General features: G+C 61.8%; 14 protein-coding genes. 5 read left to right on the forward strand and 9 right to left on the reverse strand.

The features are described 5' to 3' along the window. Positions 1-242: 242 nt before the first annotated feature. The 3 genes from DK871_RS06255 to DK871_RS06265 all read right to left on the reverse strand — a co-directional run bounded on the left by DK871_RS06255 (position 243) and on the right by DK871_RS06265 (position 4,824). On the reverse strand, positions 243-3,713 hold the full coding sequence (locus tag DK871_RS06255) for a PAS domain-containing hybrid sensor histidine kinase/response regulator (RefSeq protein ID WP_161904393.1): 3,471 nt from the start codon (positions 3,711-3,713) through the stop codon (positions 243-245). Positions 3,714-3,832: 119 nt separating this feature from the next. Continuing rightward, a complete protein-coding gene (locus DK871_RS06260) occupies positions 3,833-4,216 on the reverse strand; it encodes a YbaN family protein (RefSeq protein ID WP_019818414.1) in 384 nt (127 codons plus the stop codon). A 20-nt stretch (positions 4,217-4,236) separates the two neighbouring features. Next, on the reverse strand, positions 4,237-4,824 hold the full coding sequence (locus DK871_RS06265) for a YecA family protein (RefSeq protein WP_003193011.1): 588 nt from the start codon (positions 4,822-4,824) through the stop codon (positions 4,237-4,239). A gap of 276 nt (positions 4,825-5,100) precedes the next feature. Between DK871_RS06265 and recQ the strand changes: the two genes are divergently transcribed. Together recQ and DK871_RS06275 are read left to right on the forward strand one after the other, a co-directional pair. Beyond that, entirely contained in the window at positions 5,101-7,230 is a 2,130-nt protein-coding gene (gene recQ, locus DK871_RS06270; protein WP_161904394.1) for a DNA helicase RecQ, read from the forward strand. Between the two features lie 121 nt (positions 7,231-7,351). Next, positions 7,352-7,786, forward strand: a complete 435-nt coding sequence (locus tag DK871_RS06275; RefSeq protein WP_003193007.1) for a MarR family transcriptional regulator — start codon at positions 7,352-7,354, stop codon at positions 7,784-7,786. Between the two features lie 130 nt (positions 7,787-7,916). Here the strand turns inward: DK871_RS06275 and DK871_RS06280 are convergent, their stop codons facing one another. Further along, a complete protein-coding gene (locus tag DK871_RS06280; RefSeq protein WP_161904395.1) occupies positions 7,917-10,106 on the reverse strand; it encodes a patatin-like phospholipase family protein in 2,190 nt (729 codons plus the stop codon). An 83-nt stretch (positions 10,107-10,189) separates the two neighbouring features. On the opposite strand from DK871_RS06280, the gene DK871_RS06285 reads away from it, so the two are divergent. Then, on the forward strand, positions 10,190-10,477 hold the full coding sequence (locus DK871_RS06285) for a SelT/SelW/SelH family protein (RefSeq protein ID WP_161904476.1): 288 nt from the start codon (positions 10,190-10,192) through the stop codon (positions 10,475-10,477). A gap of 2 nt (positions 10,478-10,479) precedes the next feature. On the opposite strand, the gene DK871_RS06290 is transcribed toward DK871_RS06285, so the two are convergent. Continuing rightward, a complete protein-coding gene (locus tag DK871_RS06290; protein WP_161904396.1) occupies positions 10,480-11,361 on the reverse strand; it encodes a DMT family transporter in 882 nt (293 codons plus the stop codon). Positions 11,362-11,461: 100 nt separating this feature from the next. Further along, positions 11,462-12,211, reverse strand: a complete 750-nt coding sequence (locus tag DK871_RS06295) for an AraC family transcriptional regulator (RefSeq protein ID WP_161904397.1) — start codon at positions 12,209-12,211, stop codon at positions 11,462-11,464. 137 nt (positions 12,212-12,348) lie between these two features. On the opposite strand from DK871_RS06295, the gene DK871_RS06300 reads away from it, so the two are divergent. After that, entirely contained in the window at positions 12,349-13,158 is an 810-nt protein-coding gene (locus DK871_RS06300; protein ID WP_161904398.1) for a UDP-2,3-diacylglucosamine diphosphatase, read from the forward strand. A gap of 116 nt (positions 13,159-13,274) precedes the next feature. On the opposite strand, the gene DK871_RS06305 is transcribed toward DK871_RS06300, so the two are convergent. The 3 genes from DK871_RS06305 to phhA form a co-directional block, all read right to left on the reverse strand. Further along, positions 13,275-14,468: an amino acid aminotransferase gene (locus tag DK871_RS06305; RefSeq protein WP_161904399.1), complete on the reverse strand. Its 1,194-nt coding sequence runs from the start codon at positions 14,466-14,468 to the stop codon at positions 13,275-13,277. Next, positions 14,468-14,824, reverse strand: coding sequence for a 4a-hydroxytetrahydrobiopterin dehydratase (locus DK871_RS06310; RefSeq protein WP_161904400.1), 357 nt, complete (start codon positions 14,822-14,824; stop codon positions 14,468-14,470). Before DK871_RS06310 ends, DK871_RS06305 begins: the two co-directional genes overlap by 1 nt. 98 nt (positions 14,825-14,922) lie before the next feature. Then, the gene (gene phhA / locus DK871_RS06315; protein WP_161904401.1) at positions 14,923-15,729 is read right to left on the reverse strand and encodes a phenylalanine 4-monooxygenase; all 807 of its coding nucleotides are present in this window, start codon (positions 15,727-15,729) and stop codon (positions 14,923-14,925) included. Positions 15,730-15,987: 258 nt separating this feature from the next. Between phhA and DK871_RS06320 the strand changes: the two genes are divergently transcribed. Beyond that, positions 15,988-17,553: a sigma-54-dependent transcriptional regulator gene (locus DK871_RS06320; RefSeq protein ID WP_161904402.1), complete on the forward strand. Its 1,566-nt coding sequence runs from the start codon at positions 15,988-15,990 to the stop codon at positions 17,551-17,553. The last annotated feature ends 459 nt before the right edge of the window (positions 17,554-18,012 follow it).

Consider the following 18,012-nt stretch of genomic DNA (forward strand, 5'->3'; position numbering starts at 1 on the left):
TTTTGCGCTTTTCAAAAGTGAGCCGCCGTCAGGGCGGAACCCTAGGTGGCCGTTACCTAAATAACGGATATGTACCCAGTCTAACTGTGTTGACTGTCAGGCCCTCTTCGCAGGCAAGCCAGCTCCCACATTTGGATGGTGCTGTGTCAGGTAGATATGCGCCGGCTGTCAGGCCGTCGCGGGAGCAAGCTCCCTCGCCACAGGTTCGGCGTCATACCGAAGTTGTGCGGATGCCTATGCCGTTACAGGGGCAAATGCCTGCTCAACAACGCCCGCAACGCCGCCGGCTTCACCGGTTTGGCCAAGTAATCCAACCCCGCCCCATGCACCTCGGCCACCATCTCCGGTCGCCCATCGGCACTGATCACCACACCGGGAATCGGCTCGGCCAGTTGCGCGCGCAGCCAGCCCATCAACTCGGTACCGGTTTCGCCGTGGTCCAGGTGGTAATCCACCAGCGCCAGTTGTGGGCGGATACCCTCGGCCAGCAATGCCGCGCATTCGGCCTGGTTGGCGGCCGTCCAGACTTCACAGCCCCAGCGCGTGAGCAGGCTGCGCATGCCGATCAGGATGCTGTCTTCATTATCCACGCACAGCACCCGTGCGCCACTTAAGGGCAGGCCGGTTTCTGCGGGCGCCTTGGGTTGCACGCTGGTCTGGTTACGGGCCAGCGGCACGCACACGCTGAAGACGCTGCCTTTGCCCGGCCAGGAGCGCACGCTCAGGCGATGGCCTAGCACGCGGCACAGGCCGTCGGCAATCGCCAGGCCCAGCCCCAGGCCCTTTTCGGCACGGGTCTGGTGACTGTCCAGGCGCTTGAACTCTTCGAAGATCACCTGTTGTTTATCGGGCGCAATACCAGGCCCGCGATCCCAGACCTCCAGGCAGAGTTCGCCCTTGCGACGACGTACGCCCAGCAGCACCGGGCCGTCGGCATAACGGAAGGCATTGGTCAGAAAGTTCTGCAAAATCCGCCGCAGCAGCTTGATGTCGCTGTCCACTCGCAAACGGCTGCCGCGCCAGCGAAAGCGCAAGTGTTGCTCCTGGGCCAGCGCCTTGAATTCTGCGCCCAGGGTGTCGAATAGCTCGTTGAGGACAAAAGGCTGGCGTTGCGGATTGATCTTGCCGTTTTCCAGGCGCGAAATGTCCAGCAAATCGCTGATCAGGTCTTCGGCCGAGCGCAGTGAGCTATCCAGATGCTGCACCAACTGCCGTGCCTCGCCGGACAGGCCATCGGTCTGGTGGGAAAGGGCGGCGGAAAACAGCCGCGCAGCGTTCAGCGGTTGCATCAGGTCATGGCTCACGGCCGCCAGGAACCGCGTCTTCGACTGGCTGGCGGATTCGGCCACGCCCTTGGCGTCGGTGAGGGCCACGTTCAGTTGCGACAGTTCATGGGTGCGCTCGGTCACCCGCTGCTCCAGGCCCTCGTTGGCCTCAGTCAGCGCTTGTTCGGCTTCGCGGAACGCGGTGATGTCGGTGAAGCTCATGACAAACCCGCCGCCGGGCATCGGGTTGCCGATCAACTCGATCACCCGGCCATTGGGGAACAGGCGCTCGGAGGTGTGCGCACGCCCCTGGCGCATCCAGTGCAGGCGACGCGCCACGTGCACTTGCGCTTCACCGGGGCCACACAGGCCGCGCTCGGCGTTGTAGCGAATGATGTCTGCAATCGGCCGGCCGACGCTGATCAAACCGTCCGGGTAGTTGAACAGTTCCAGGTAGCGGCGGTTCCAGGCCACCAACTTGAGCGACTGGTCCACCACGCTGATGCCCTGGGTAATGTTCTCGATCGCGCCTTGCAGCAGGGCGCGGTTGAACTGCAGCACTTCCGAGGCTTCGTCGGCGATACGGACCACGTCCTCCAGTTGCATTTCCCGTCCTTCAATCGCCGCTTTCACCACCGCCCGCGTCGAGGAGGCCCCGAGTACGCCGGCCAGCAAGCGTTCGGTGTGGGCGATCCAGTCGTTATCGGCATTCTGGTTGGGGTTGAAGCCTTTGCCCTGGCGATAGGCGAAGCGAATAAAGCTCTGCTGGGCCCGTTCTTCCCCGACGAAGCGTGCCGCCAGGCTGAGCAGGTCGCTGATCTGCACCGACAGCATGGAGCGCGCATTTGCGCGCTGGCTGATTTCCTGGCCGATAAAACGGCCTGCCTGCCAGTGCTCGGAAACCCGTGTACGCGACAGCATCGACACCCACACGAAGAGGGTGAAGTTACCTGCCAGGGAAAACACAGTGCCCAGGGTCAGCGACGTCACCGACAGCCCGAACGGGTGGGAGTGCATCCAGGTCAGGCCGGGGAAAAGGTTGAGCGACCAGCCCAGGCTTTTCGCCGTCACCGGCAGCACCAAGGTGTAGAACCACAGGAAGGTACCGGCGGCCAAGCCGGCAAACACCCCACGCCGGTTCGCCTGCTTCCAATACAGCGCGCCGAGCATCGCCGGGGCCAGTTGGGTCACGGCGGCAAAGGCGATCTGGCCGATGGTCGCCAGGCTGGCGGTGGAGCCCAGCAAGCGGTAGCTCACGTACGCCAGCAGCAGGATGATCACAATGCTCACCCGGCGCACCGACAGCATCCAGTGGCGGAAGACTTCGAATGGCCGTTCGGCGCTGGAACGCCGCAACAGCCAGGGCAGCAGCATGTCGTTGGAAACCATGGTCGACAAGGCGATGCTCGCCACGATGACCATGCCGGTGGCCGCCGATGCACCGCCAATGAATGCCAGCACCGCGAGGGCAGGATGGGCCTCGGCCATTGGCAGGCTGATCACATAGGAGTCCGGCAGCACCGAGCTGGGCAACAGCATCTTGCCGCCCAGGGCGATGGGCACCACGAACAGTGCCGCGAGGATCAAATAAGCCGGGAACACCCACTTGGCCAGGCGCAAATCCTGGGGGTCGATGTTCTCCACCACCGTCACATGAAATTGTCGCGGCAGGCAGATGATCGCCATCATGGCGACGCCGGTCTGTACCACCATCGAAGGCCAGTTGATGGTCTCTTTCCAGTATTCCTCCAGGCGCGGGGCGAGCATGGCCTGGCTGAACAGATCGCCGAAACCGTCGTACAAGCCGTAGGTGACAAACGCACCGACGGCGAGAAAAGCGAACAGCTTGACCAGCGACTCAAAGGCAATCGCCAGCACCATGCCGCGGTGGTGTTCAGTGGCGTCGAGGTTGCGTGTGCCGAACACGATGGTAAACAGCGCCAGCACCAGCGACACGATCAAGGCCGTGTCCTGGGCGCGAGTGCCGGTGGTGTCGGGGCCGGAGCCGATCAACAGGTTAACGCCCAGCACGATGCCTTTGAGCTGCAGCGCGATATAGGGCAGCACGCCGACCAGGCAAATAAGTGCAACCACCACCGCCAGGGACTGGGACTTGCCGTAGCGGGCGGCGATAAAGTCGGCGATGGAGGTGATGTTTTCCTGCTTGCTGATCAGGATCATCTTCTGCAGCACCCAGGGCGCCAGCACTAGCAGCAGCACGGGGCCCAGGTAGATCGGCAAGAATGCCCACAGTTGTTCGGCGGCCTGGCCTACGGCGCCGAAGAAGGTCCAACTGGTGCAGTACACCGCCAGCGACAGGCTATACACCCAGGCACGCACGCGCGGTGGCAGCGGCGCATGGCGGCGGTCACCGTAAAAGGCGATGGCAAACATAGTGGCCATATAGGCCAGGGCAACGGCGGCGATCAGCCCGCTGGACAGCGTCATGGTAACTCCGAGCATAAGAACACCCGGGCATTCCAGGCCCGGTTGGACAGTCTCGCATGATGCCTGGTGTTAGTCAGTGTCGACCAAGGTCGTGTGGGATCGAATGTCGCAGGTGGCGCTCAGCGTGGCGGCAGGGTTTTCTGACGCAAGATGTAGATCGTCACCAGCACCGCACTGGTCAGCATAAAGCCCCGTGCCCAGGGCAGTGGCACCAGGTAGCAGGAAATCGAGATGCTCAACCACATCAAGCCAATGGCGTAGACCTTGCCTTTGAGCGGGATGCCATTGCCGTCCAGGTAATCACGCACCCAAGGCCCCAGGCGCGGGTGTTCCACCAGCCAGTGGTAGAAGCGCGGGGAGCTGCGAGCGAAGCAGGCGGCGGCGAGTAACAGGAAGGGTGTGGTCGGCAGCACCGGTAGGAAAATGCCGATGACTCCCAGCGCTACGCTTAGCCAGCCGATGGCCAGCAGCGCGTAGCGCAGGAGCAGTGGACGGTTGCCCATGGGTGCCACGGGCAAGCGACTCAGTGGTGACGTGGCTTGAGGATCGCCGGTTTTTCGTCAGGCGCGTTGCACAACAGGTACAGCGCGGTGAGGGCTTCCGGGATCTGCACGATCATGTCGTCCATCAGGTTGGCGTCGGCGGCGATGTCGGAGAACTCTGCTTCCTCTTCGAACAGGCCCGAACCGACCATGATCGGCAGCAGCATTTCGCTGACTTCTTCTTCGGCGGTTTCGAACCAGGCGGCTTCGCGCAGGAACACGCCTTCCATGAAACCGATGCACCAGCCGCGCAGGTCGGAGTCATCCGGATCGTCGCCCAGGTCCAGCTCGCACGGCAGCTCGAACTCTTCGTCGGAGGCCAGTTGGCGGGCGATGTGCGCCTTGAGGGCGACCAGGGTGGATTCGATTTCTGCGCGCTGGGCGTCGTCGCTGTAGTGAGGCTCTTCAGCGAACAGCGCGTCGATCCATTCACGGTCCGGGACGGGGTCGGAGCAGATCGACAGGGCGGTCAGGTAGCCGTGGGCGGCCACGTAGTCCAGCGCCTCGTCATGCAGCTCATCGGCGTCGAGGAAGGCTTGCAAGCGGGTTAGTTGCTCAGCGAAGGACATTGAAGGGCTACCTTGGGAATAAACGATGCGCAATTCTAGGCTTTCTTGAGCGCCCAGGCCAGCCGCACGGCATATTTGCCCGGTTTTAGCCTGGTGCGTCTATTCGTCAGTCGCGCCCTTTGGTGGATAACGCTCGGGTATACTGCCGCGTTTTGTGATGCCCCTGCAGGCCCAGCGCCAATCCGGGAAAACTTCGCTTACGGATTATTTTTCGTGAACGCGGATTTTTTCGGCCAGCCTGTATTGAGGGATTTCGGCACCATTTTGGAGTTTTACATGCTCGAGCAGGCTCAACGCGTCCTCAAGGACATCTTCGGCTACGACAGTTTTCGTGGCCGCCAGGGTGCGATCATTGAGCGCGTGGCCAGTGGCGGCGATGCCCTGGTACTGATGCCTACCGGTGGCGGCAAGTCGCTGTGTTTCCAGGTGCCGGCGCTGTTGCGCAATGGCCTGGCCGTGGTGGTATCACCGCTGATTGCGTTGATGGACGATCAGGTCGCCACCCTTGAAGAACTGGGTGTCGCCGCCGCGTCGTTGAACTCCACCCTCAGCGCCGAGCAGCAGCGCGACCTGGCTGCTCGCATCAAGCGTGGCGAGGTGAAAATGCTTTACCTGGCGCCGGAGCGCCTGGTGCAGCCGCGCATGCTGGCCTTTTTGCAGAGCCTTGAGATCGCCTTGTTCGCCATCGACGAAGCCCACTGCGTGTCGCAATGGGGTCACGATTTCCGCCGAGAATACCTGCAGCTTGGCCAATTGGCCGAACTGTTTCCCGATGTGCCGCGCATTGCGCTGACCGCCACCGCCGACAAGCGGACCCGCGAAGAGATCGTCGAGCGCCTGCATTTGCAGAACGCCGAGCGCTTCCTGTCGAGTTTTGACCGGCCCAATATTTTCTACCGCATCGTGCCCAAGGAGCAGCCGCGCAAGCAGTTGCTGGCGTTCCTGTCCGAGCGGCGCAGTGATGCGGGCATCGTGTACTGCCTGTCACGCAAGAAAGTCGACGAGGTCGCCGCGTTCCTCTGTGAACAAGGCTACCCGGCGCTGCCTTACCATGCCGGCCTGCCCAATGAAACGCGATCTGCGCACCAAAAACGCTTCCTCAACGAGGAAGGCCTGATCATGGTGGCGACCATCGCCTTTGGCATGGGTATCGACAAATCCAACGTGCGTTTCGTGGCGCACATGGACCTGCCCAAGTCCCTTGAGGCTTATTACCAGGAAACCGGGCGGGCCGGCCGCGATGGCCTGCCGGCGGATGCCTGGATGGTCTACGGCCTGCAAGACGTGGTGATGCTCAAGCAGATGCTGCAGAACTCCGAGGGCGACGAGCGCCACAAGCGTCTGGAGCAGCACAAGCTCGACGCCATGCTCTCGTTGTGCGAAGAGACCCGCTGCCGCCGCCAGACCCTGCTGGCGTATTTCGACGAAGACATGCCTGAACCCTGCGGTCACTGCGATAACTGTATCGACGGCGTGCAAACCTGGGACGCCACCGAACCGGCGCGCCAGGCGTTGTCGACGATCTATCGCACCGGCCAGCGCTATGGCGTGGGCCATCTGGTGGACGTACTGCTGGGCAAGGACAACGAAAAAATTCGCAGCTTCGGCCACGAGAAACTCTCGGTGTACGGTGTCGGCAAAGCCCGCGCCGAAGGTGAGTGGCGTTCGCTGTTTCGCCAGATGGTTGCCCGTGGGCTTGTCGACATCGATATCGAGGGCTACGGCGGGCTGCGCTTGAATGACAGTTGCCGGCCGTTGCTCAAGGGCGAAGTGAGCCTGGAACTGCGCCGTGACCTCAAGCCGCAGACCACCGCCAAAAGCAGCAGCACCAGTCAGGCCAGCCAACTGGTGCGGGGCGAGGAGCGCGAACAATGGGAAGCCTTGCGCACCCTGCGGCGCAAACTGGCGCAGGAGCACAGCGTACCTCCCTACGTTATCTTCCCCGACTCGACCTTGCTGGAGATGCTGCGCGAGCAGCCCACCACCATGGCCGAGATGGCCCGGGTCAGTGGTGTGGGCGCGCGCAAACTGGAGCGCTACGGCCAGGCCTTCCTGGAAGTGCTCGGCGGTCAGGCCGAAGCGCCGAAGGAAATCGCCGATATTCGCCACGAACTGATCAGCCTGGCCCGTGCCGGCATGACCCCGACCCAGATCGCCGGCCAGCTGCAATGCTCGGAAAAAAACGTGTACACCCTGCTCGCCGAAGCCATCGGCAAGCAGCAATTGTCCCTGGAGCAGGCCCTTGATTTGCCTGAGGATTTGCTCGGCGAGATCCAGGACGCTTTTCTCGATGGAGAAGGCGAATTGCCAGCTGTGACGGAGATTGCGCCGTTGTTTACCGGGCGTGTTCCGGAAGGCGTTTTGTACTGCGTGCGTGCCGCTTTGCAGTCGGAATTCGAAATTTAGTGGGGCAATTACGACAATGTAACGAATCAGTACATAGCGGGCCTTGCCTACGAGCAGGGCTCATGCTTAGCTGACTAATAATTAGCCATACTTTATTTTCAGTCTTAAACACGAGTTTTTTATGCCGTTAACCGATCAACACCGTTTTGGCATGCAGTTGGCGCAAATGTCGCGAGGTTGGCGCGCCGAACTGGACCGCCGCCTGGCGGGGCTGGGCTTGTCCCAGGCGCGCTGGTTGGTGCTGCTGCACCTGGCCCGTTTTGTCGAAGCACCCACCCAGCGGGAATTGGCCCAGAGTGTCGGCGTAGAAGGGCCTACCCTGGCGCGTCTGCTCGACAGCCTGGAAGGCCAGGGCCTGGTACAACGCCAAGCCGTAGTGGAAGACCGTCGTGCCAAACGCATCCTGCTGTGCGATACCGCCCAACCGCTGATCGACCAGATCGAGACCATCGCCACGGCGTTGCGCCATGAATTGTTCGTGGGCGTGAATGAAGAAGACCTGCGGGTGTGCATGCGGGTGCATGAGCACATCCTCGCGAACCTGGAAAAGTCCTGATCTTCAAAATGTAGGAGCGAGCTTGCTCGCGAAAAACGTCAACGATAACGCGGGCTTCCTGAATAAACGCGGCGTCTGTGGGTTTTTCGCGAGCAAGCTCGCTCCTACAGAAGTCCTTGGCAATCCTTTCCTAGAACGTCTGGCCCAGGTTCAAGTACACCGCCTTCTGATTATCATCATTGAACCCATAGCTGAAATTCAGCGGCCCCAATGGCGTATCAAACCCCAGGAAAATACTCGCGGCGTTGATATAGCCGCTGTCGAACTCGTTATCGTTGTTCCACGCCCGGCCTCGTTCCAGGGATGCACCCAGGTACAAAGGGAAGTCCAGCGGCAGGTAAGAGCGCGGGGTGAGCCTGCGGAAGTACACCGCGCGCATCAGGCTGATGTTTTGCCCCGAAATCGCATCCTGGCGAAAGCCCGACAATTGCCGTGCGCCCCCCAGCAGGAAGCTGGACGTCACCACATCCGTATCATCCAGGGTGCGTCCATAGCGGCCGCCCAGTATCAGGGTGTCCGGGCCGTGGCTCATGGCCTTGTCCAGTTTGAACTCCCATTGGCGGTAGCGCTGGTCCGAGCCCAGGCCGGGTTCGAACTCGCGAAAGGCCAGGCCGATGTCTTCGCCGCTGTGGGGGAAGTACACGTTGTCCAGGGAGTCGAAGGAATATTTGAGTTCATAGAAGCCTTCGCTGAAGCTCACGCTCGGCAGGTCGCGGTCGCCAATGCGCACGTCCGCCTTGCCCCAGGCTTCACCCACGCCAAAGCGGATCTCGCCGCTGTTGCCGATCTGCCGGCCCACGTTCAAACCAAAGCCGTAGCGTTCCAGGCGGTATTCGGAGATGGGGTCGTTGTCCAGGATCAGCTCGACGTTCTGTGCCTCAGCCCTGATGTAGGGGGCCACAAAGTAGCGTGAGCCGGTGTCCATGGGTTGGTAGAACTCGCTGTAGAGTTCCTGCCGGTCACCAATCTGCACCCGCGTCAGCCATTCCGCGCCGAGGCGGTTGATGCCGTTCACGCGGTAACTGGCGCCGAGGTTGAAGGCGCTGTCGCCGCGCATGTCATCCGAGAGGTTCAAGCCCAGGCGCAGGTAGTCGGTGCCGCTGCGCTTGCCACGTGCGCTGATCACCAGGGTGTTGTCCTGGCCCTTTTTCACTACGCGGTATTGCACCTGCTCGAAGTAGTCCAGGCCGTACAGGGTGCCCATGTCTGATTGCAGGCGGCCCAGGTTCAACGGTTCTCCCAGCCCCTGGCGGATGTAGTAGCGGATGACGTCGTCGCTGACCTTGGAGTCGTTCTCCACCTGGATCGCGGTGATCACCGGGGTGCGTTCGCCCGGCGTGCGCGCGGCTATCAGGTCGGCGTCGATGGGTTCGGCAGGGCGCAGGTGTGCCAGGCGTACGTCGAGGGCACGGGTGGCACGGTAGCCGGCATCGATCATGTCCTTGGCGCGGCCGAAATCGGTGACGCCATAAGCGGCCAGCGGCGGTTGGATCAACACGTCCTTGGGGTACAGGGCCTTGAGTTGTTCCTCGGAGTTACGCCGGGTCATCAGGGTGATGGACTGGTTGAGCACGTCCACCACGGTGGCCAGTTGCTTGCGCGAGCGCAGCGGGGTGCCGATGTCGACGACGATGGCAATGTCGACGCCCATCTCCCGCGCCACGTCCAGCGGGATATTGTCGGTCATGCCGCCGTCCACCAGCAGGCGGCCATCCAGCTCTACCGGGGCGAACACCGCGGGGATCGACATGCTGGCGCGTATCACCTGGGGCAGGTGGCCTTTGCTGAAGACTACTTTTTCGCCGGTGGTGATGTCGGTGGCCACGGCACGGAAGGGGATCGGCAGCTTGTCGAAGTTACGCGTGTTGCTGCTGTGGGCGAACATGCTTTCCAGCAGCAACGCCAGGTTCTGGCCCTGGATCACGCCCAGCGGCAGGCCGAGGCTGCCATCGTCGCGGAAACTGAGTTTTTGTTTGACCAGGAAATCCCGGTCATCCTGCTTGCGCCGAAACGGTACGTCTTCACGCGGTGGCGCATCGGACAGGGCCTGCTGCCAGTCGATACCCAGCGCCAACTTCTCCAACTCGTCGATCTTGTACCCCGACGCGTACAACCCGCCAATCACCGCGCCCATGCTGGTGCCGGCAATCGCATCGATATGAATACCTTGCTCCTCAAGCGCCTTGAGCACGCCGATGTGCGCCAGGCCACGGGCGGCACCGCCGGACAGCACCAGGCCGATTTTCGGGCGGGGGGCTTCTACAGCGTCGGCAAGTAGGGGGACAAGGCACAGGAACAGGCAAGACAGCAGGCGGCGCATCATCAATCTCGTGGCTGGGCGACAAAGGCCGCTATTATAGCCACCCGATTCGCTGAGCCTGTTACGCCAGGAGCCGCTTAATGATGTCTGCATGCAAACCCGAGATCGTTATCACCTATTGCACCCAGTGCCAGTGGTTGCTGCGCGCCGCGTGGCTGGCTCAGGAGTTGCTCAGCACCTTTGCCGATGACCTGGGGCGCGTGGCGCTGGAACCGGCCACTGGCGGCGCGTTTCGCATCACCTGTGATGGCGTGCAGGTTTGGGAGCGCAAGGCCGATGGCGGTTTTCCCGAGGCCAAGGTGCTCAAGCAGCGAGTACGCGACCAGATCGACCCGCAGCGCGACCTCGGGCATAACGACCGTACCGTCTGAAGTCAGGCCGGCGCCGGTTGTTTGGCCTGGCTGGCGCTGCCCATCAGGCCCGAGAGCACGATGGCGACGATGATCAAGGCGCCGCCCAGCAGCATGCGCAGGGTCGGGGTTTCGGCAAACAGCAGCCAGGCCACGGTGATGCCGTAGACGGGCTCCATGGCAAACACCACCGAAGCGGTGCGCGCCTTGATCACCGCGAGGCTGGCGACAAACAGGCTATGGGCCAGGCCGGTACAAAACACCCCCAGTAGTCCGATCCACAGCCAGTCGATTGCACGCACATCTACCAGCCCCGGCGCGGCCACGGGCAGCAAGCACGCGGCGACCACGACGTTCTGGCACAGCGCGGCTTGTACTGCAGGAATGCGCCCGGAACTGGCGCGATTGTTCAGCGACAACAACGAGAACAACAAGCCCGAGGCGATACCCCACAGCAGCCCGCCCGTAGCTTCGCTGGCGAGATTGAAGTCCGGGGTCACAAGCACCAAGCCAACGGTAACCAGAACCACCAGCAACACTTCATTAGCCCGAATGCGCTCGCGGAAGATCAACCCTTCAAGGATCACCGTAAAGGCCGGAAAGGCGGTGAACCCCAGGGTCGCCACAGCCACGCCGGCGACCTTGACGGCGATAAAGAATGTCACCCAATGGGCGGCCAACAACACACCGCTGACCAGCAGCCGGCGCCAGTCGCGCATCTCCAGCCGCTTCCACGGAGCATTGCTGGCAAAGCGCGCAAACACCGCCAGCGCCAGCACGGCAAACGCCGCCCGGCCAAATACGATAATGGCGGGGGAGGCCGCCGCCAACTTGCCGAATACACCGGTGAGGCCAAACATCAATGCGCCGATATGCAGGGCGCCAAGGGCTGAGCGGGGAGTCATTGCGATCCTTGATCCAACAGGGGGTGACAGCCTCGCAGTCTAGAGGGTTGGAGGATGGGCGTCTGTCGCGGGCCGGGTGATTTTTAGCGCAAGACTCTTGCTAGCCCGCCCGACGCAACGCCCCGGGCGAGGCGCCAAACGCCCGTAGCATGGCCGCGCAAAATGCACTTTGCGACGCGTAGCCGACGCGCTCGGCAATCTCGCCGATGGGCAGGGAGGTTTCGCGTAAAAGCGTGAGGGCCATGTGCAGGCGACGACTGCGCAGATAGTCCATCGGCGTCTGCCCGCATTCAGCCATAAACCGTGCATGCAGGCGCGGCACGGACAAATCGGCAATCCGCGCCAGGTCGGCAACCTGTAACGGGCGCGCTGCATGGCGCTCGATATGGGCATTGAACGCGGCATAAGGCAGGCGCCGGCCCGGCAGCGGTTGGGCCTGAGGGTGGTTGAGGCTGGCCAATAACAACACGGCGCCTTGCTGGACGATCAACGGGTCGTGCACCGGGCTTTGTGCCAGCCACTGCACCAGTTGGTGTTGCCGGGCATCCAGCGCCAGGCGCGCGGGTTGGTCGAGCAAGCGGCGGCTGGCGTCGGCATGTTCGCCCAAGGAATGCACCACCCAGTGTTCAGTCGGCACATCCAGCACCAGGCAGCGGCTGCCGTCGCGGCTGATGCAGGCATGGTGAGCGGAGAAAGGCAGGACCATCACGCTGCTTTCGCGCACCTGGCTGCCACGGCCATCGACTTCCAGGTCCAGGTGCCCGGACAGGCCGAACACCAACTGCGCATGGTCATGGCTGTGGGCAATGGGCGCTTCGAGGTAGTGGCGTAGCGTGAGGGTCGGGCTCATCGCGGTCTCCAGGGCGGCAAGCCGTCAGTCTACAACGCTTGGCGGGCAACGGGCGCTGTCATCAGACTGACGCACGCTTGTCATGGGCTATTAACCGCCAGGGCGCAAGCTCGCCAAAACAGCGTCGAGGGATGCCCATGACCCGTGCCGAGTTCACCAAGCCTAGCCGCAAGCAACGGGTGCGAACCCTGTGGATTTCCGACGTGCACCTGGGCACCCGGGATTGCCAGGCCGAACACCTGTCGCACTTTCTCAAGGGCTACCACGCCGACAAGGTTTACCTGGTCGGTGACATCATCGACGGTTGGAAAATGCGCGGCGGCATGTATTGGCCTCAAGCCCATACCAACGTAATCCGCCGCCTGCTGACCATGGCCAAGCGTGGCACCGAGGTGATCTATGTCACCGGCAACCATGACGAGTTCCTGCGTCGCTATTCCAAGCTGATCCTGGGCAATATCCAGTTGGTGGATGAGGCTGTGCACGTCACCGCTGATGGCCGCCACTTGCTGGTGATTCATGGCGACCAGTTTGATGTGATCACGCGCTATCACCGCTGGCTCGCCTTCCTCGGAGACTCGGCCTACGAATTCACCCTGACGCTGAACCGCTGGCTGAACCACTGGCGTGCGCGGTATGGCTACGGTTACTGGTCGCTGTCGGCCTACCTGAAACACAAGGTCAAGACAGCGGTGAGTTTTATCAGCGATTTCGAAGAGGCGATTGCCCACGAAGTGACCAAGCGCGAATTGCACGGGGTGGTGTGCGGGCATATTCACCATGCCGAGATTCGCAAGGTGGGCGAGGTGGATTACCTCAACTGCGGGGATTGGGTGGAGTCGTGCACGGCCTTGATCGAGCACTGGGATGGGCATATCGAGTTGTATCGGTTGGCGGATGCGCAAGCTAAAGAGGCACTGCTGAAGGCTGAAATGGTCACCGGCTAAAGGCTTTTTGTAGGAGCGAGCTTGCTCGCGAAAAACTCGCAGGCGCCGCGTTCATTCAGAACGCAGGCGTTATCGTTGGCGTTTTTCGCGAGCAAGCTCGCTCCTACAGAAGGCGTTCAGTTGGAGACGTCAGCAATGGCTTGAGCCAGCAACGTCAGGCGCGTCGCATCAACCCCAGCCACGTTAGCCCGCCCCGAACTGACCATATACACACTGTGCTTCTCGCGCAGTTGCTTGACCTGCTCGGCACTCAAGCCGGTATAGGAAAACATCCCCCGCTGCGCGCCGATATGCGCAAAGCGCTCGGCCAACCCATGGGGCGCAAGCGCTTCCACCAACCCGGAACGCAACTGGGCGATCCGCGAACGCATGGCCTCGACTTCCTCGCTCCACTGCTTTTTCAGCTGTGTATCACCGAGGATGGTCGCTACCACGGCGGCGCCATGATCCGGCGGCGTCGACCACAGGTTGCGAGCGATATTCGCCAGTTGGCTGCGTACATCAGTGAGCTTTTCAGCATCCGCCGCACACACGATCAATGCACCCACGCGGTCGCGATACAGGCCGAAGTTCTTCGAGCACGAACTGGTAATCAGCACTTCCGGCAACTCGGCGGCAAACAGGCGCACCGCCCAGGCGTCCTGCTCCAGGCCATCGCCAAAGCCCTGGTAGGCAAAGTCGATCAGCGGCAGCAACTGGCGTTCACGCACGATCTGCAACACCTGGCGCCAGTCATCCTGGGACAGGTCAAAGCCGGTCGGGTTATGGCAGCATGCGTGCAGCAATACCACGTCACCCTTGGGCACGCTGGACAGGGTTGCCAGCATCGCCGTCACATCCAGGCGGTTGTCGCTGCCCACGTAAGGGTAATGACTGACCTTGAGCCCGGCCTTGGCAAAAATGGTTTCATGGATCGGCCAGGTCGGGTTGCTCAGCCACACGCCACGGCCCGGCAGGCTGTGGGCGATAAAGTCGGCACTCAGGCGCAGGGCGCCGGTGCCGCCGGGGGTTTGCGTGGCGCCAGCGCGGCGGTCACGCAGCAAGGCCGAGTCGGCGCCGAGCACCAGTTCGCTGATCAGGCTGCCGAAGGCTGCATCGCCATGGCCACCGATATAGGTCTTGGTCACTTGGGTGTCGACCAGGCGCTGTTCCGCCAGCTTCACCGAGTGGGGAATCGGCGTCAGGCCCTGGTCGTCCTTATACACGCCTACGCCCAGGTCGAACTTGTTCGGGTTGGTGTCCTGGGTATACAGGTCCATCAGCCCGAGGATCGGGTCGCCGGGCACGCGGTCGATGGCGTCAAAATGCATTACTTGCGGCCCTCGGCGGTCTTGGCCACTTCATCGGTGCGCGCGGCCATGACGAAGTCGTTGCGGTGCAGGCCCTTGATGGAGTGGCTCCACCAGGTCACGGTGACTTTGCCCCACTCGGTGAGCAGGCCAGGGTGATGGCCTTCGGCTTCGGAGATTTCACCCATCGCGTTGGTGAAGGCCAGGGCAAATTTGAAGTTCTTGAACAGGAAAACCTTTTCCAGCTGCATCACGCCGTCGCGCACTTCGATGTTCCAGTCAGGGATCTGCTTGATCAGCACCGGCAGTTCTTCATCGCTGACTTGCGGGGCATCGGCGCGGCAGGCTTCGCAGTGGGCTTGGTTCAAGGTGGTCATGGAAGGTGTCCTGAATTCGAATGATTGAAGGTCAGTGGCGTTACCCTAAAGCAACGCGGGGCCAGGGAACAGACTCACCTGGCCTTAAAACGTGAGGTTCACGCGGCGTTGGGTTTGGGCGGGACTGCCTTTGGGGTGAAGAGCGGGGCGTGCAGACCCAACTGCATACCGCGCTCGACCATGCCCATGATGTCTTCCTGTGCCACGTCGAACAGGCGCTTGAGTTCGGGCAAGACGAAGTACAACGGTTGCAGGATGTCGATGCGATAAGGGGTGCGCATCGCTTCCAGCGGATCAAAGGCCTGGTGCTCAGGCTCGTCCGACAGGCAATACACACTTTCTTTAGGCGACGACAGAATGCCGCCACCGTAGATGCGCCGCCCTTGGGGCGTGTCCACCAAGCCGAACTCGATGGTCATCCAGTACAGGCGCGCCAGGTACACCCGTTGCTCCTTGGTGGCCGCCAGGCCGAGCTTGCCGTAGGTGTGGGTGAATTCCGCGAACCAGGGGTTGGTCAGCAGCGGGCAGTGGCCAAAGATCTCGTGAAAAATATCCGGCTCTTGCAGGTAGTCCAGTTCTTCACGGGTACGAATAAAGGTCGCCACCGGAAACTGCTTGCTGGCCAGCAATTCGAAAAAGGTCTGGAAGGGAATCAGCGCCGGTACACGGGCGACTTGCCAGCCGGTGGTGTCGGCCAGCACCTTGTTGATTTCGCCCAGTTGGGGGATGCGGTCCAGGGGCAGGCCGAGCTTGTCGATACCGTCCAGGTATTCCTGGCAGGCGCGGCCCTCGATCACTTTCAACTGGCGAGTGATCAGGGTATTCCACACCGCGTGTTCTTCGGGCGGGTAGTGGATAAAACCTTGCGCATCGGGCTCGCGGGCCACGTAGTGCGTCTGCTTCATACGGCTCTCCTGCTAGGCATTCGTTCTTGTTATGTCCTGGGGATGCCTCTATTGATAACCGGATAGGCGCAGGATTCCATCAGCCTTTAGCGAGTGCATGTAGGAAAAATTACCGGTAATCGTAAAGTATTCGTTACGATAGGCCCGCTTGTCGCAGCTATGGGCTGGGAATGGCGGCCGTACTGTCACATAATCTTGACGACTATCTGCGCCCAGCGACAAAAAGACGCGGCGCCTACTCCCTTTTCGAGTTTTTCCATGCGTATCAAAGTGCACTGCCAGAACCGCATCGGCATCCTGCGGGACATCCTCAACCTGCTGGTGGAGTACGGCGTCAACGTCGCCAAGGGCGAAGTCGGCGGTGAGCATGGCAACGCCATCTACCTGTTTTGCCCCAACCTGGTGAACATGCAGTTCCAGGCGTTGCGCCCGCAGTTCGAGGCGATTGCCGGGGTGTTTGGCGTCAAGCGGGTAGGGCTGATGCCCAGCGAGCGGCGGCATATGGAGCTCAATGCGTTGCTCGGCGCCCTGGAATTCCCGGTGTTGTCCATTGATATGGGCGGCTCCATCGTGGCCGCCAACCGTGCGGCGGCGCAGTTGCTGGGCGTACGGGTGGATGAAGTGCCCGGGATTCCCCTGTCGCGGTATGCCGAGGACTTCGACCTGCCGGAACTGGTGCGCGCCAGCAAATCGCGCATCAATGGCCTGCGGGTCAAGGTCAAGGGCGACGTATTTCTGGCGGACATCGCGCCGCTGCAATCCTCCGAGCACGATGACAGCGAAGCCATGGCCGGCGCCGTGCTCACCCTGCATCGGGCCGACCGGGTCGGTGAGCGTATCTATAACGTGCGCAAGCAAGAGCTGCGTGGTTTCGACAGCATCTTCCAGAGCTCCAAGGTCATGGCCGCCGTGGTCCGCGAAGCGCGGCGCATGGCGCCGCTGGATGCACCGCTATTAATAGAAGGCGAAACCGGCACCGGCAAGGAGCTGTTGGCTCGGGCCTGCCACTTGGCCAGCCCGCGCGGGCAGTCGCCGTTGATGGCGCTCAACTGCGCGGGGCTGCCTGAGTCGATGGCCGAGACCGAACTGTTTGGCTATGGTCCCGGCGCGTTTGAAGGGGCGCGGGCCGAAGGCAAGTTGGGCCTGCTTGAGCTGACGGCGGGCGGTACTTTGTTTCTCGATGGCGTGGGGGAAATGAGCGCGCGCTTGCAGGTCAAGTTGCTGCGCTTCCTGCAGGACGGCTGTTTTCGCCGGGTGGGCAGTGATGAAGAGGTGTACCTGGATGTGCGGGTGATCTGTGCGACCCAGGTGGATTTGTCGGAGCTCTGCGCTCGGGGTGAGTTTCGCCAGGACCTTTATCACCGGCTGAATGTGCTGTCGTTGCATATCCCGCCATTGCGCGAATGCCTGGATGGACTCGCGCCGTTGGTCGAGCACTTTCTCGACCAGGCCAGCCGGCAGATCGGTTGCCCGCTGCCCAAGTTGGCACCTGCGGCCATGGACAAGCTCAGCCACTACCACTGGCCGGGCAACGTGCGGCAACTGGAAAACGTGCTGTTCCAGGCGGTGTCGTTGTGTGAGGGCGGTACGGTCAAGGTTGAGCATATTCGCTTGCCGGATTATGGCGTGCGCCAGCCGCTGGGTGATTTTTCCCTGGAGGGCAGCCTGGAGGATATCGTCGGGCGCTTTGAGAAGGCGGTGTTGGAAAGCCTGTACACCGAACACCCGAGCAGTCGCCAGTTGGGCAAGCGCCTGGGGGTGTCGCACACCACCATTGCCAACAAGCTGCGGGATTACGAAGTGCTCAAGGCTGATCGCAGTTAAAGCGGTGGGAGCTGGCTCCCGTGACGGACTGACAGCCAGCGCTGATCTAACTGACGCACCGTGATCCAAATGTGGGAGCTGGCTTGTCGGGTCGCCGCATCGCTGCGAAGACGGCCTAACAGTCAACACAGTTGGAACGGGTACATATCCGTTATTTAGGCAACGGCTACTTAGGGTTCCGCTCTGACAGCGGGTCACTTTGGAAAAGAGCCCCAAAGTAACCAAAGGGCTCTTGCCCCACCACTCGGCACCTCGCCTAGGCTCGGTGTGCCCGAACACAGGCTTGAATCCGTGGGCCGCCGCCACGCGCCATCCATGGCGCGGGGCGGCTAACCCGGCGTCCTGCCGGGTTACCCACGAATTCAAGCCTGCGTTCGGCCAGCGTGGTTTAACGGGGCGCCTGAGATCAAAAGCAGATCAAGATCAAGAGCGGCTCGCTTCGCATCGTGGGTACCGTCT

This window comes from Pseudomonas sp. L13 (assembly GCF_009935965.1).
Taxonomy (GTDB): Bacteria; Pseudomonadota; Gammaproteobacteria; order Pseudomonadales; family Pseudomonadaceae; genus Aquipseudomonas; species Aquipseudomonas lactis.